The 14,822-nt window shown below is 70.2% G+C and carries 14 protein-coding genes; 8 read left to right on the top strand and 6 right to left on the bottom strand.

What is annotated here, in order from left to right:
* Entirely contained in the window at positions 1–318 is a 318-nt protein-coding gene (locus ACFWN3_RS00375; protein ID WP_377642324.1) for a hypothetical protein, read from the bottom strand.
* 235 nt (positions 319–553) lie between these two features.
* On the bottom strand, positions 554–1,336 hold the full coding sequence (locus ACFWN3_RS00370) for an alpha/beta fold hydrolase (RefSeq protein WP_377642322.1): 783 nt from the start codon (positions 1,334–1,336) through the stop codon (positions 554–556).
* Between the two features lie 449 nt (positions 1,337–1,785).
* Here ACFWN3_RS00370 and ACFWN3_RS00365 point away from each other — a divergent pair, with 449 nt between their 5' ends.
* Complete coding sequence (locus tag ACFWN3_RS00365) at positions 1,786–2,490, top strand: hypothetical protein (RefSeq protein ID WP_377642321.1); 705 nt, start codon at positions 1,786–1,788, stop codon at positions 2,488–2,490.
* Between the two features lie 409 nt (positions 2,491–2,899).
* A complete protein-coding gene (locus tag ACFWN3_RS00360) occupies positions 2,900–3,094 on the top strand; it encodes a hypothetical protein (protein ID WP_377642319.1) in 195 nt (64 codons plus the stop codon).
* A gap of 363 nt (positions 3,095–3,457) precedes the next feature.
* Here ACFWN3_RS00360 and ACFWN3_RS00355 read toward each other — a convergent pair whose 3' ends face one another.
* Complete coding sequence (locus tag ACFWN3_RS00355; protein WP_377642317.1) at positions 3,458–3,796, bottom strand: metal-sensitive transcriptional regulator; 339 nt, start codon at positions 3,794–3,796, stop codon at positions 3,458–3,460.
* Between the two features lie 140 nt (positions 3,797–3,936).
* Here ACFWN3_RS00355 and ACFWN3_RS00350 point away from each other — a divergent pair, with 140 nt between their 5' ends.
* From ACFWN3_RS00350 to ACFWN3_RS00335, 4 genes are read left to right on the top strand one after another with little or no spacing between them, the layout of a single operon-like run.
* A complete protein-coding gene (locus ACFWN3_RS00350) occupies positions 3,937–4,155 on the top strand; it encodes a heavy-metal-associated domain-containing protein (protein WP_377642315.1) in 219 nt (72 codons plus the stop codon).
* Positions 4,152–5,078 (top strand): hypothetical protein, encoded by a 927-nt coding sequence (locus ACFWN3_RS00345; protein WP_377642313.1) that lies wholly within the window; start codon positions 4,152–4,154, stop codon positions 5,076–5,078. Before ACFWN3_RS00350 ends, ACFWN3_RS00345 begins: the two co-directional genes overlap by 4 nt.
* Before the next feature lie 43 nt (positions 5,079–5,121).
* Entirely contained in the window at positions 5,122–7,431 is a 2,310-nt protein-coding gene (locus ACFWN3_RS00340) for a heavy metal translocating P-type ATPase (protein WP_377642311.1), read from the top strand.
* A 1-nt stretch (position 7,432) separates the two neighbouring features.
* Positions 7,433–9,568: a copper-translocating P-type ATPase gene (locus tag ACFWN3_RS00335; protein ID WP_377642309.1), complete on the top strand. Its 2,136-nt coding sequence runs from the start codon at positions 7,433–7,435 to the stop codon at positions 9,566–9,568.
* 44 nt (positions 9,569–9,612) lie between these two features.
* Here ACFWN3_RS00335 and ACFWN3_RS00330 read toward each other — a convergent pair whose 3' ends face one another.
* Together ACFWN3_RS00330 and ACFWN3_RS00325 are read right to left on the bottom strand one after the other, a co-directional pair.
* Positions 9,613–10,494: a F510_1955 family glycosylhydrolase gene (locus tag ACFWN3_RS00330; protein WP_377642307.1), complete on the bottom strand. Its 882-nt coding sequence runs from the start codon at positions 10,492–10,494 to the stop codon at positions 9,613–9,615.
* Positions 10,491–10,991 (bottom strand): DUF305 domain-containing protein, encoded by a 501-nt coding sequence (locus ACFWN3_RS00325; protein WP_377642305.1) that lies wholly within the window; start codon positions 10,989–10,991, stop codon positions 10,491–10,493. Before ACFWN3_RS00325 ends, ACFWN3_RS00330 begins: the two co-directional genes overlap by 4 nt.
* Before the next feature lie 494 nt (positions 10,992–11,485).
* On the opposite strand from ACFWN3_RS00325, the gene ACFWN3_RS00320 reads away from it, so the two are divergent.
* Both ACFWN3_RS00320 and ACFWN3_RS00315 read left to right on the top strand, forming a co-directional pair.
* Positions 11,486–12,205 (top strand): response regulator transcription factor, encoded by a 720-nt coding sequence (locus ACFWN3_RS00320; protein WP_377642303.1) that lies wholly within the window; start codon positions 11,486–11,488, stop codon positions 12,203–12,205.
* A gap of 47 nt (positions 12,206–12,252) precedes the next feature.
* Positions 12,253–13,329: a sensor histidine kinase gene (locus ACFWN3_RS00315; protein WP_377642301.1), complete on the top strand. Its 1,077-nt coding sequence runs from the start codon at positions 12,253–12,255 to the stop codon at positions 13,327–13,329.
* A 100-nt stretch (positions 13,330–13,429) separates the two neighbouring features.
* Here ACFWN3_RS00315 and ACFWN3_RS00310 read toward each other — a convergent pair whose 3' ends face one another.
* Positions 13,430–14,821, bottom strand: coding sequence for an MFS transporter (locus tag ACFWN3_RS00310; protein WP_377642299.1), 1,392 nt, complete (start codon positions 14,819–14,821; stop codon positions 13,430–13,432).
* Position 14,822: the final 1 nt, after the last annotated feature.

Genomic DNA, 14,822 nt, shown 5'->3' with positions numbered 1-14,822 from the left:
CTATTGGGCGGCCCACCAGCCGGCCGTGAGCGCGCGCTCCCACTCGGCGTTCTCGGGAACGAACAGTTGGGGGTAGGTCCCATCAGCGATCGGGTCCCACCCAACCCCGACGCTTATACCTTCTGCCTCGAGCCCGATGAACTCGACCACGACGTGGCAGTTGCCAGGTCCGTGAATATGCGCGATCACACCGGGATGCCCGCTGATCAGAATGTGTCCGTGCTCCGCAGCGGCCGCGCTGACATCGCGTTCTGAAGCTTCCCCGCCGTACAACACGCGCGCCCCGACTCGCACCTCGGACTCGGTGAGCACTCGCATGGCTGGACCATCTCACAGACGAGCCCAGTCCGGTCGCCCTTCCGCTCATGCCGCTCATTGCGCGCTTCGCGGTGGCCGCGTGCCGCGTCGCACCACCGCCTAGGAGTTGGCCGCGGCACTGGCGCTCGAGCAGGAGCCGACTCTGATGGTGGAGAGGATGCGCCTGCGGCGACCCGTTCCACACAATGGCCCACGAGGACCGGTGCTTGAGTTGGCTAGGCGAAAGTGGCTGGCCTCAATCTGTGCGGTCCAGGATGAGCTGGGCCGCTTCGCGCGGCGCATCCCATTGTGGAAAATGACCGCATCGCTCGAACCAATGCAACTCCGCATCGGGGAACAGCTCCAAGGCACGAGCTGCCTGACTTGGCACGGTCACCAAGTCGCGCCGTCCCCAACCGAGCGTGACCCGGCCTGGAACCGTGCCCGCGGGGGCGCCCTGTTGCTTTGGCCCTTTGGTCAGAGCATCCATCGCCGCGCCGGTAGCCGCAGCATCGGCCAATCCGCTCACGTCCGGCAACACGGTCTGAGGCGAGAGCGCCCAGGGTCGCGCTGAGAGCTGCGCCAAGAGCAAGGTCCTGCCCACGCGGCTGCCAAGCAGTAAGGGCAACCTTCGGCGCAGCGCCCCAACCAGAGCGATGGATGGCCGCAGCGTCGCGCCAAAGACGAGCAGCTCGCGGTCGCTCCAAAAGCCGCCTGGATCCAACGCCACGGTGTCGCCGCCCAGCCCTCGCCGCGCGAGCTCGAGCACGATCCGCCCGCCCATCGACTGGCCGGCGGTGGCGACTCCGTCCAAGCCCTGTTCACGAACAAAGTCGGCGACGGAGTCGGTCAGGGTGGCGATGGAGACCTCGCCGGTCAGTGGTGGCGTCTCGCCGAACCCCGGCAGGTCGACGGCGATAACCTCACGGCGCTCGGCCAGCTCATCGATGATCGGGGCCCACGATCGCCACCCGGCGCCCAGACCATGCACGAGCAACAGTGGGCTACCGGATCCGCGTCGAACGTGGTTCAAGGTCACGCCGTCACGCTAGTTCACCTCGATCCCGGAGTCTTCGGTCACTGCAGGCAGATCCCGTGAGCGAGCCCGGTGCCGACACTCGGTTGTCTGAGGGGTTCTCGAATCGTCGTGCGCAGAGCTCGTGCCTCCCACCGAGCCATCACACGGTTGCGAAACGTCCGGAACTGCCGCGTAGAGCCACTCATTGCGGTAGGTGGAAACGGGGGCTTAATCCCCAGAGTCGCGATCCTTGAACTACGGCGCACCCTCACGATCACGCTCCTACAGCCAAACCAGGCTTCACGTCAGCTGACTGCTCCTCACCCAGGGCTGCACCGAGTTCTCACTGGGTTCCGAAGAAGTCGCTGAGAACTACCAACCGCTGGAAGCATCCGCCCCCGCCCAACGGGGCGAACCCCTGCCGACCACCGAGACCCCCTCACCGGTCACCGACACGCAGGAGTCACCCCATGAAGCGATCCACCTCAGCAATTCTCGGCACCTCCGTCCTGGCGCTGCTCGCCGCGGCATCCGTGGGCGCCGGCAGCGCCACCGCCGCCGGGCACTCGCACAGCACCAAGGGCGCCGACAAGACCGTCACCCTCAACGCCACCCTCACCGAGCTCAACAACTCCGGTGCCTCGGGCACGGCCACAGCCACGGTGCGCAACCAGAAGATCCAGCACATCGAGGTCCACGCGCAGGGCCTGACTCCTGACGCCCCGCACGCGCAGCACATCCACTACGGCCAGCAGGCCCTCAACGAGTGCCCCACCCTGGCTTTGGACAGCAACAACGACGGCCGCGTCAACACCGTCGAGGGCATCCCCGCCTACGGCCCCGTCGTCGTCTCGCTCAACACCACCGGGGACACCACCCCGGCAAGCTTCCTGGACGTCAGCCGCTTCCCCGTCTCCAGCAACGGCTCGTACTCCTACAGCCGGGACAACATCGAGTTCACCGACGTCGCCGGTACCGGCTACGCCGGCGGCGGCGGTACCGCCAAGCAGATCGCCGACTCCATCCGCGACGGAGAGGGCGTCCTGGTAATCCACGGCCTGGACTACGACGGCAACGGCACCTACAACTTCAGCAGCCCCGAAGGCGCCAGCGAGCTCGACCCCAACCTGCCGGCCGAGGCGACCGACCCCGCAGTCTGCGGCGTCCTTCGCTGAACACGACAGCCACGACAGGGGATGGCCTGCCACGAGCGGCGGACCATCCCCTGTCGTTGACGTCGACCTAGACCCGCGCGAGGATTGCAGCCGATCTTTACCGAACCTTCAGGGTTTCATGGACCTTACATACATGCCTCACGGCCAGCCTGACCCTTATGTCCTCTTTCGGTGGGATCGGAACTCCCTTGGTCGTCGCGCTCATCATTCTTTGCGTCACTGGCCTGTGGCTGCTCGCCGTGGTCGTCCTGCGCCGTCTGTCACGGCAGCTTAAGGACGGCGATGGGGACGCCACAGGATTTATGAGACTTGACGCGCTCCTCGAGCGCGACGACATCAGCGACACTGAGGACCGAACGGGGGCGAAACCCGTCCTAGAACGCCTCCAACGTCCACAAAGAGGATCGGCATGATGCGCTACCTGGTCGCAGCTGTGGCCGTCGCACCGTTCGTGCTGCTGCTGCTCGCCATGATTTCCGGGCGCGCTGACGTCAAGGCCTGCTGCTCCAATCAACCGTTGAAGGACGCATCGCCTCCGATCCATCACTCGTCGACCACGAGTGCGTCTTCAAACGAACGCAGCGAAACTACTGGAATCCGCTGAGAATGCCCTGAGAGCGTGCCAGTACAATCCCAGCGCCTGCCCACCGTTTGGGATCATCGCGACGTGACTGCCACAGGGGACCCCGGCGAGGACGGCCTGCGCCGCCGTGCCGCCGGAGCCCTCGGCCTCACTGTGCTGATCGCAGTCCTGGGGTGGGACGCGCCGCGCGTGCTGGGGGCCGGTGCCGGCACGCTCGGCTGTGTCGTCTTGGTCGCCTCGGCAGGAACGCTCTCGGGACTCATCGTGTCGCGCCCTGGCCGATGGGTCGCGTTGTTCGTCCTGGTCGCTGTCATGCTCGTTGGGGCTGCGTGCTCACTGTCGGTCCTCCACGTCGGTCGGGCCGAGATCTGACCCGAGCCGTCGTCAGGAGCGCACGAGGCGCGCGATGGCTTCCGCCGCCTCCTTGACCTTGGCGTCGGCCTCGGGGCCCCCGGCCCGAGCGGCCTCCACGACACAGTGCGAGAGGTGCTCGTCAAGCAGGCCGAGGGCGACTGACTGCAGCGCCTTCGTCATCGCGCTGACCTGCGTGAGGATGTCGATGCAGTACTTCTCCTCCTCCACCATGCGCTGCAGGCCACGTGCCTGTCCCTCGATCCGCCGCAACCGCTTGAGGTAGTCCTCGCGGTGCGCGTAGTGGACGTAGCCGTGCTCGTGCCCGGCGGGCGCGCCCGCGGTCGGTGTCGAGGTCGTCGGTGCGGTCATGTCTGACCCCTCACATCGTCATCGCACACCGTTCCGCCGGTGTGCTGCTGGAATCAACCATACCCCCTCCGGGTTTACATGGGTACCCTACAGGGGTATGGTTCATCGGACCGATCCCGACATCCTCTTGGAGACCCACCATGACCCAGCAGCCCGACACCGTCGCCACCTACGCCGTCACCGGAATGACGTGTGGCCACTGCGCCGCCTCCGTGTCCGAGGAGGTCCGCACGATCTCCGGCGTCACCGACGTCTCCGTCGACGTCCCGACCGGAGCCGTCACGGTGACCAGCAGCCAGCCCCTCGAGCGCGACGCCGTCCAGGCCGCGGTCGAGGAGGCCGGCTACCAGCTCGCATGAGCACCGCCGCCGCGCTCACCGGCTTCGCCGCGGCGCTGGCGCTGACGTTCGGCGGCGCCTGGGCGGCCGGGTCCTCTTTCGGACCCGTCGCCCCGGCCGCCGCCCACGGCGCCGAGCACGCGACCGAGCCGACGACGCAGGACCGCATGCCGACCGACCACCTCCCCGCGGGCCTCGCGGCCTCCCGCGCCGGCTACACCCTCGAGCTCGGCGACGACGCCCTCGAGGCAGGAACTCGCGAGCTCGCGTTCACCATCCGTGACAGCGGCGGTGCGCCAGTGACCTCGTTCGACGTCGAGCACGAGAAGCGGCTCCACCTCATCATGGTGCGCCGGGACCAGACCGGGTTCCAGCACGTGCACCCCGTGATGGACGAGCACGGAACCTGGCGGACCGCGGTCGACCTCACGCCGGGCAGCTGGCGGGTCTTCGCCGACTTCACCCCGACCGGTGGTTCGGCCCTCACCCTCGGCACCGACCTCGCCGTGCCCGGGACGACCGCACCGCCCTCAGCGTCCGCGCCGACGCGTACCACGCAGGTGGACGACGGCTTCGCGGTCACCGTGGCCGGCGACCTGCGCGGCGGTCAGGACTCGACCCTTCGTCTGCAGGTGAGCCGTGACGGGCGCCCCGTCACCGACCTCGAGCCCTACCTCGGCGCGTACGGCCACCTCGTGGCCCTGCGGGAGGGTGACCTCGCCTACCTCCACGTCCACCCCAACGGCACGCCCGGGGACGGCCGCACGACCGCCGGTCCCGCCGTGGACTTCACCGTCGAGGTCCCCACCGCCGGGAGGTACCACCTGTACCTGGACTTCAAGCAGGGCGGAGTCGTGCGGAGCGCGCACCTCGTCCTCGACGCGTCCGCACCGCCCGCGGCCACGACCCCTGACCCCGCCGCCACGGGCGGGCATGACCACTGACCCGGGACCGCGCGTTCGCACACTTCACATCGGAAGGACCGTCATGAGCTCGACCGCCGAGCACACCACCACCCGCGCCGCCAGCGCGCGCGACGTCGAGCTCGTCCTCACCGGGATGACGTGCGCGTCCTGCGCCAACCGCATCGAGCGCAAGCTCAACAAGGTGGACGGCGTGCGCGCGCAGGTCAACTTCGCCACCGAGAAGGCCCGCGTCGTCGTCGACGCTCCTGATGTCACGGATGCGGACCTCGTCGCCGCCGTCGAGGCGGCCGGCTACGGCGCGGCCGTGCCAGCCGTCGAGACGTCCCCGGATTCGTCCCGGGACGCTGCTGACGCAGAAGACCCGGCGGTCGCGTCGCTGCGCGGCCGCCTGCTGGTCTCTGCTGTGCTGTCCGTCCCCGTCATCATCATGGCGATGGTCCCGGCCCTGCAGTTCACCTTCTGGCAGTGGCTGTCCCTGACGCTGGCCGCCCCCGTCGTGGTGTGGGGCGCACTGCCCTTCCACCGGGCCGCGTGGACCAACCTGCGCCACGGCGCAGCCACGATGGACACCCTGATCTCGATGGGCACACTCGCGGCCCTCGGCTGGTCCCTGTACGCGCTGTTCCTCGGCGACGCCGGTGTGCCCGGCAAGACCCACCCCTTCGAGCTCACCGTCGACCGCAGCGACGGGATGGCGAACATCTACCTCGAGGTCGCCGCCGGCGTCACAACCTTCATCCTCGCCGGACGCTACTTCGAGGCGAGGTCGAAGCGTCAGGCCGGAGCCGCTCTCCGGGCACTGCTCGACCTCGGCGCCAAGGAGGTCGCGGTGCTGCGTGACGGTGTCGAGGAGAGGGTCCCCGTCGACCGGCTCGTCGTCGGTGACGTGTTCGTCGTGCGCCCCGGGGAGAAGATCGCCACGGACGGCGTCATCGAGTCCGGGACCTCCGCCGTCGACGCCTCGATGGTCACGGGCGAGTCGGTGCCCGTAGAGGTCGCCCCCGGCGACACCGTCATCGGCGCCACCGTCAACGCCGGCGGCCGGATCACGGTCAAGGCCACCCGTGTCGGCGCCGACACCCAGCTCGCACAGATGGCCCGGCTGGTCGAGGACGCCCAGAACGGGAAGTCCGCCGCGCAGCGGCTCGCCGACCGCGTCTCTGGCGTGTTCGTCCCCGTCGTCATCGCCCTCGCGGTGGGCACCCTCGGCTTCTGGCTCGGCTCGGGGGCTGGCGCCTCCGTCGCGTTCACCGCGGCCGTCGCCGTCCTCATCATCGCCTGCCCCTGCGCCCTGGGCCTGGCCACGCCCATGGCGCTCATGGTCGGCACCGGGCGCGGCGCCCAGCTCGGCATCCTCATCAAGGGGCCCGAGGTCCTCGAGCAGACCCGACGGGTCGACACCATCGTCCTCGACAAGACCGGCACCGTCACCACCGGCACGATGACCCTGCAGGACGTCATCGTCACCGACGGCGAGGACCCCGCCGAGGTCCTCCGGCTGGCCGGTGCCCTCGAGGACGCCTCCGAGCACCCCATCGCCAGGGCCGTCGCGACGGCCGCGAAGGCTCGTTCCGGCTCCCTGCCGTCGGTCGACGGCTTCAGCAACGTGGAAGGTCTCGGAGTGCAGGGCGTCGTCGAGGGCCGGGCCGTCCTCGTCGGTCGACCGCAGCTGCTCGCCGACTGGTCGCAGCACCTGGGTGAGGACCTCCAGCAGGCCCTCGCCGACGCGCAGAGCGCCGGGTCCACCGCCGTCGCGGTCGGGTGGGACGGCAGGGCCCGAGGCATCCTCACGGTCGCCGATGAGGTCAAACCCACCTCGGCCCAGGCCATCGCCGAGCTACGCGCCCTCGGGCTGCGACCGATCCTGCTCACCGGCGACAACGCCGCCGTCGCCCGCAGCGTCGCCGCCGTCGTGGGCATCCACGCGGCCGACGTCATCGCCGACGTCATGCCGGCCGACAAGGTCGACGTCGTCACACGTCTCCAGCACGAAGGGCGCGTCGTCGCCATGGTCGGCGACGGCGTCAACGACGCCGCAGCCCTCGCCCAGGCCGACCTCGGCCTGGCAATGGGAACCGGGACCGACGTCGCCATCGAGGCCAGTGACCTCACGCTCGTGCGCGGCGACCTGCGCGTCGCCGCCGACGCCATCCGGCTGTCGCGACGCACCCTCGCCACCATCAAGGGCAACCTGTTCTGGGCGTTCGGCTACAACGTCGCCGCCCTCCCCCTCGCTGCCGCCGGGCTGCTCAACCCGATGCTCGCCGGCGCCGCCATGGCGTTCTCGTCGGTCTTCGTCGTCGGGAACAGCCTGCGCCTGAGGGGTTTTCGAACCTCCACCCCGTCCGCCGACACCTCCGGGAGGGCCTGACATGAGCCCCGACAACACCACGCACGCCAACCACCACGAGCACGGTGGCCACCCCCAACCGCTGGAGCACGCCCACCACACCGGCACGACGGAGCACACCTCCAGCACCCAGAGCAGCGGTGACGGGCACTCAGGGCACTCGGGTCACGGAGGGCACGGCGACCACGTCGGGCAGTTCCGTCGCCTCTTCTGGATCATGCTCGTCCTGGCCGTCCCGGTCGTCGGCCTGTCCGAGATGTTCGCGATGCTCGTCGGCTACGACCTGCCCCACGGCGGCTGGGTCGCCTGGGTCTCCCCGGTGCTGGGCACCGTCATGTACCTGTGGGGTGGGCGTCCCTTCCTCACCGGCGCCGTCTCCGAGGTGCGCTCCCGCGCCCCCGGGATGATGCTGCTCATCGCGCTGGCCATCACCGTCGCCTTCGTCGCGTCGTGGGGCGCCAGCACCGGTGTGCTGCACCACGAGCTCGACTTCTGGTGGGAGCTGGCCCTGCTCATCGTCATCATGCTGCTCGGCCACTGGATCGAGATGCGTTCCCTCGCCCAGACCACCTCCGCCTTGGACTCCCTGGCGGCGCTGCTGCCCGACGAGGCCGAACGCGTGGAGGACGGCCGGACCGTCACGGTCAGCCCCTCCGAGCTGCGGGTCGGTGACGTCGTCGTCGTCCGACCCGGCGGGTCCGTCCCCGCCGACGGCCGCATCGTCGACGGTCGCGCCGAGATGGACGAGTCGATGGTCACCGGTGAGTCACGCACTGTCGCGCGCACCGTGGGCGAGCCGGTCACCGCCGGCACCGTGGCCACCGACTCCGGGCTGCGGGTCGAGGTCACGGCGACCGGCGACGACACCGCCCTGGCCGGCATCCAGCGCCTCGTCGCCGACGCCCAGGCGTCCTCCTCGCGCGCCCAGCGGATCGCCGACACCGCGGCCGGCTGGCTGTTCTGGTTCGCCCTCGCCTCGGCGGCGGTCACCATCGTCGTCTGGACCCTCGTCGGCCTTCCCGACTCCGGCATCGTGCGCACCATCACCGTCCTGGTCATCGCCTGCCCCCACGCCCTCGGCCTGGCCATCCCCCTCGTGGTGTCCATCGCGACCGAGCGCGCCGCCCGCGGCGGGGTGCTCGTCAAGGACCGGCTGGCGCTGGAGAGCATGCGCACCGTCGACACCGTCCTGTTCGACAAGACCGGCACCCTGACCAAGGGCGAGCCCACGGTGACGGCTCTGGCGCCGGTCGATGGCCTCGACCCCCGGACCCTCCTCACGCTCGCCGCCTCCGCCGAGGCCGACAGCGAGCACCCCCTGGCCAAGGCGATCGTGCGCTACGCGTCCGACGAAGGTGCGCCGACCTCTGCCGCGACCGGGTTCTCCTCGTCACCGGCCGTCGGGGTGAGCGCGACCGTCGACGGCCACGAGATCCGTGTCGGGGGGCCACGGCTGCTCGAGGAGCTCGGCATCGCCGAGGTCCCCGAGGCCGACGGATGGCGCGGCGAGGGCGCGATCATCCTCCACGTCGTCCGCGACGGCGTTCTCGTCGGTGGCCTCAAGCTGGCCGACGAGATCCGGCCGGAGTCCCGTCAGGCGGTCGACGCCCTGCACCACCGCGACGTCCAGGTCGTCATGATCACCGGGGACGCCGAGGCGGTCGCCGCGTCCGTCGCCACCGACCTGGGAATCGACCGCTACTTCGCCGGGGTCCGCCCCGAGGACAAGGCGGCCAAGGTCAAGCAGCTCCAGGACGAGGGTCGCAAGGTCGCGATGGTCGGCGACGGCGTCAACGACGCACCTGCCCTCGCCCAGGCCGACGTCGGCATCGCCATCGGCGCCGGGACCGACGTCGCCATCGCCTCAGCCGGCGTCATCCTCGCCAGCGACGACCCCCGGTCCGTGCTGTCCGTGATCGAGCTGTCCCGGGCCTCGTACCGCAAGATGAAGCAGAACCTGTGGTGGGCCGCGGGGTACAACCTGCTGTCGGTGCCGCTGGCCGCAGGCGTGCTCGCCCCGGTCGGGTTCGTCCTGCCGATGTCGGTCGGGGCGGTCCTCATGTCGGTGTCCACCGTGGTCGTCGCCCTCAACGCGCAGCTGCTGCGCCGTCTGGACCTGCGACCGGAGGCCAGCGCGGCCGCCGCCCTCCAGTCCTGACGACGGTGGGGTGGCGGCAGGGCCGCCACCCCACCGGGCAGCCTCTAGCCCTGGGGCGTCCAGGGCACGAAGGCCCGTCCGTTGCGCGAGACCATCAGGCCGTCCTCGGTGAGGACGATGATCTCCAGCTGCGCGGTGCTGCCCGACGCCAGAAGAGCCTGTGGTGCCTTCGCGGTGAGCTCGGTCTGCATCCACGCCCTGCCGCTGGCATCGGCGAGGTGCACCCGCCCATCCGCGGTCAACGCGATGACCGCGTTGTCGGCTCGCGACACGAGCGCGGGGGCGGGCGAGTCCGGCACTGACGCCCACGTCCTGCCGGAGTCGCCCGACGTCATGACCGCCTCGTTCGTCGACGCGACGAGGCGCCGGTCGTCGACGCGACCGGTGATGGAGATCGGCTCGAATCCGCTCGGCAGGTCGTCCCAGGCCTTGCCGTCCTCGGTGAACCTCAGCGTGCCGTCGAATCCGGCGATGCCCGATCCCGCGGCCGCCATGGCGTGGAAGTCGGAGGTCCCGCCACGGGAGAGCACCTGCCACGTCTGCCCACCATCCCGGCTCTCGATCAGCCCCACGGGGTTCGGCAGGTCCGATCCTGGCTGCGGATGCCCCGAGGCGTAATAGTGGTTCGGCCCGGCAACGGTGAAGCCCATGAGGTCGATCGCCGGACCGACACGCTCGAACTCCTCCTTCCCTTCGGCGAACAGCCCCGCGTGGGTGGCCAGCAGCAGCCGTCCCGACGCCGGATCCTTCGCCACGGCGTGGACGTGGCCGGCGCCGACGGGCATCAGCATGGACCGCGCGGTCGCGTCCGGCGCCTGCGCGGCCGAAGCGTCGTCCGACGGCGCGCTGGCCGAGCAGGCCGCAGTGGCTGCCAACGCCGTTGCGGCGACAGCGGCGACGAGAGCCCGCGCCGAGGTGCGGCTCACGCCAACAAGCCCTTCATCGTATCGATCTCGCGCCGCTGACCCTCCACGATCGCCGTGGCCAGCTTCTCGACGTCGGGGTTCCGCGTCTGCTCCAGGACGTTCTCGGCCATGGTGATCGCGCCCTCGTGGTGCTCGATCATCATCGTCAGCCACTGACGGTCGAACTCGGCGCCAGCGGCCTGCTCCAGCTCACCCATCTCCGCGTCACTCATCATCCCGCCCATGTCATGGTCCATGGACATTCCCGCCTCAGCCCCCCAGGACTTGAGCCAGTCCTGCATCTGCGCGATCTCCGGACCCTGTGCCTTGGAGATCTGCTCGGCCAGTGCACGGACCTCCGGTCGGGCACCTGAGGAATCCTCCAACGCGAGGTCGGCCATGTCGATCGCCTGCTGGTGGTGCGGGATCATCATCTGCGCGAACATCACGTCCGTCATCGCCGCACTGGACGCACCCGAACCGGCGCTGCTGGAGCCGGACGCGCCCATCCCGGGCATCGACCCATGGTCTGCGGAGGACCCGCAGGCGCTGAGGGCGCTCACGGTGACGAGGGCGACGACGGCGAGGGTGAGGCGTCGAGCGCGAGGACGCATGATGCGGGGCACAGCGGTCTCCGTTCAGTGAGGGGACGTCGTCCTCACCGTCTCCCCACCGACCCCTGCATTCGGCCAAGAAGCCATGAAGGTTCGATGAAGCCCGTCACCGCCTCGTCGACCGGACGTCGAGCAGCACGACGATCACCAGGACGACCAGACACCACAGCAGGGCCGTGAAGCCCGCCATCACCAGCCACCCCCACCAACCCATCCCAGATCCCCACATCATCGGGAACCACCACCTCTCTTCGTGCCTCGACCCTGGACCTGCCCTGCGGTACTGGTGTGGTGGAGCCATGAAGGAACGATGAAGATCGTCTCCACGGGTCCCACCGAGGACCGAGGCCGTACAACGGTCTGCGACCATCGGGACATGAGCGCGATGGATGGGACCGGTGCTCCCGGTGCCCACTGACGCCGCTCACGCGCTGCGAGCCCTCGTCATCGAGGACGAGGTCCACATGGCCGGCCTCATCGCCTCCTACCTCGAGCGAGCGGACTTCGAGGTCGAGATCGCCCACGACGGAACGGCCGGGATCCACGCCGCGCGGGCCCTCGACCCCGACGTCGTGATCCTCGACCTCGGGCTCCCGGGCGTTGACGGAGTCGAGGTCTGCCGCTCGTTGCGGACGTTCTCCGACGCCTACGTCGTCATCGTCACGGCCCGCGACGACGAGGTGGACAAGCTCATCGGCCTCTCGGTCGGGGCTGACGACTACCTGACCAAACCGTTCAGCCCGCGAGAGCTCGTCGCCCGCCTGCGCGCGATGCTGCGGCGCCCTCGGCGCGTGGGGGAATCGCCCGCCGGCGAGGCCTGGACCTTCGGCGAGCTCAAGGTCGACCCCACGGGCCGCGAAGTGTGGGTCGGCGGCGAGTCGGTCAACCTCACGCGCACCGAGTTCGACGTCCTCGCCGCCCTGGCCCGAGAGCCCAACGTCGCCTTCTCCAGGCGTCAGCTGATCGACGCAGTGTGGGGCGGTGACTGGGTGGGGGACGAGCACCTCGTCGACGTCCACATCGGACACCTGCGCCGCAAGCTCGGCGACGACGCCGCGGCTCCGCGCTTCATCCGCACGATGCGTGGGGTGGGGTACCGGATGGGTGCGGGAGAGTGAAAAGGCTTCCGCGGCAGCGCCCGTCGGGCCTGTCCAGCCGCCTGCTGGTGGCCCAGGCCGTGCTGCTCCTTGCGGGAGCCGTGACCACGTGGATCGTGGCCTCGTTCGTCGGTCCCAGCATCTTCCACGACCACCTGCTCGAGGCCGGCTCGGCCCATGACTCCACCCAGCTCGACCATGTCGAGCTGGCCTTCCGTGACTCCCTGCTGATCGCCATGGGCGTGGCGCTGTTCACGTCGGTGCTCACAGCGTGGCTCGTCACCGCGTGGTTCACCCGCCGTGTGCAGCAGTCGACCGGAGCCGTCGTCACGACCGCCGCCGACATCGCGTCGGGCCAGTACGACGCCCGCATCGACGCCAGCGGCCTCGGGACCGAGTTCGACCGGATGGGGTCCACCATCAACGAGCTCGCGGGACGGCTTCAGGACACCGAGGCCACGCGTCGGCGGTTGCTCAGCGACCTCGGTCACGAGCTGCGCACCCCCCTCGCCACCGTCGAGATGCAGCTCGACGCCGTCGAGGACGGCATCCGCCCGCTGGACGGGTCGACGGTGGACGTGCTGAGGTCCAGCACTGCACGGCTGCGCCGGCTCGCCGACGACATCGCTGCGGTGAGCCGCGCCCAGGAACAGCGGCTCGAGCTGCGGCTCGTGTCCTGTGACCTCGCCGAGCTCGCCGCACGGGTCGTGGCCGACGGAGCCGGGGCGTTCGAGGGGAAGCAGGTCAGGGTGGGTGTCGATCACCGTGGGCCGGTGCAGGCTCGCGTGGATCCCCAGCGGATGTCGCAGGTCCTGTCGAACCTGTTGTCCAATGCCTTGAGGCACACCCCTAGCGGTGGAACCGTCAGCGTCTCCGTCGAGCACGTCGACGGCGCCTGTGTCATCGAGGTGCTCGACGACGGTGAGGGCATCGACGCCGAGCACCTTCCCCTCGTCTTCGAACGGTTCTTTCGCTCGGACCACGCCCGCGAACGCCATGAGGGTGGTTCCGGGATCGGTTTGACGATCAGCCGATCCATCGTCGAGGCCCACGGGGGTCAGATCCGTGCCACCAGCATCGGCCGAGGCGCCGGCTCCCGCTTCACCGTCACCCTCCCCGACCCGTCCCACCACTCGACCAGCTAGGCGCTCCGGGTCCGCCTCTCGTCCCGCCCTCGTCCCCTCCGGAGCGCGGATGGCGCCTGAACGGCGAGGACGAGGGAGGGACGACACCGGCGGCGGGGCGTCAGGCTGGGCGCGGGCGAGCGAGGACGGCGGTGAGGGCGGCCGCGCCGAGGGCGACGGCGGCGGCGGCACCGAAGCCGCGGGCGAAGCCGTCGAGCTCTCCGCCCAGGAGGCTGGCGGCTGCGATCGACGACATCACGGCGGCGCCGATGGATGCACCGAACTCGTGGAAGGTGCTGACGATCCCGGCGGCGACACCAGCCTCCTCGGGGGCGACCTGCCCCAGGGCGGTCGCCGACGCGACGACGAAGACGGCGCCGGTCCCGGCCGCGGCGACGCTGATGCCGACGACGAGGGCCGGGACCCCCTCGACCATGGAGGGGACGAGCATCCCGAGTGCAGCGACGACGAGGCCGACGACACCCATGGTTCGCGCCCCGGCGGTGCCCAGCAGCCGGCCGGTGAGGTTGGCGCCGGCCATCGTCGCCACTGCCACCGGGAGGAACAGCAGCCCGGTGGTCAGCGCGCCGAACCCTTGGTGCTGCTGCAGGTAGAACGACCCGAGGAAGAAGACGGTGATCATCAGGGCCGTCGCGACGGCGATGAGGACCGCACCGGTCGCCACCGGGCGACGGATCAGCAGGTGCAGGTCCATCAGGGGAACGGTGGCCATGCGCTGACGCCAGACGAACCCGGCGTACAGCGCCGCAGCGACGGCGACGGAGAGCGCCGTCGTGGTCGTCAGCCACCCTGTCTCTCCGGCGCGGATCAGCCCGACGATGAGGACTGCGGTCGCGGACGTCACCAGCACCGCCCCCAGGACGTCCACCGCGCCCCGGGACCGCTGACGGGTGGCAGTGGGCAAGGAGACTCGCAGCCCGACGAGCAGGACCACGGCGATGGGGACGTTGACGAAGAACACCCAGGGCCACCCCGGACCGGCGGTGAGCAGCCCGCCGACGAGGACACCGAGCGCGGCTCCCCCGCCACCGAGGGCGGACCAGATGCCCAGGGCGCGGTTGCGCTCCTCCCCCTCGAAGGTGGTCACGACCAGGGACAGGGCCGCCGGCGACAGCAGCGCCGCGGCGAGCCCCTGACCGACCCGACCGCCGAGCAGCAGCGGCCCCGAGGTCGCCAGCCCGGCGGCCAACGACGACGCCCCGAACAGGGTCAGCCCGACCTGCACGATGCGCCGCGAGCCGTGGACGTCGGCGAGCCGGCCACCAAGGAGCAGCAGCCCACCGAACGCCAACGTGTAGCCCGACACCACCCACGTCAGAGCCTCGCGGGACAGCCCGAGGTCATCGCCCATGTGGGGCAACGCGATCGCCACGACCGTCACGTCGAGGATGAGCATCAGCTGGGCAACCCCCAACATCCACAGGATGCGCCACCGGCGCGGGTCCTTGGTCTGCGGCGCGTCGATCGCGCCGCGAGAGGTCGTCTCGTTCATG

The organism is Oryzobacter terrae (genome assembly GCF_042756445.1).
In the GTDB taxonomy this organism is placed as follows: domain Bacteria; phylum Actinomycetota; class Actinomycetes; order Actinomycetales; family Dermatophilaceae; genus Oryzobacter; species Oryzobacter terrae.
Note: the sequence above shows the minus strand (reverse complement) of the source record. Positions and strands in the feature narration are given on the sequence as shown.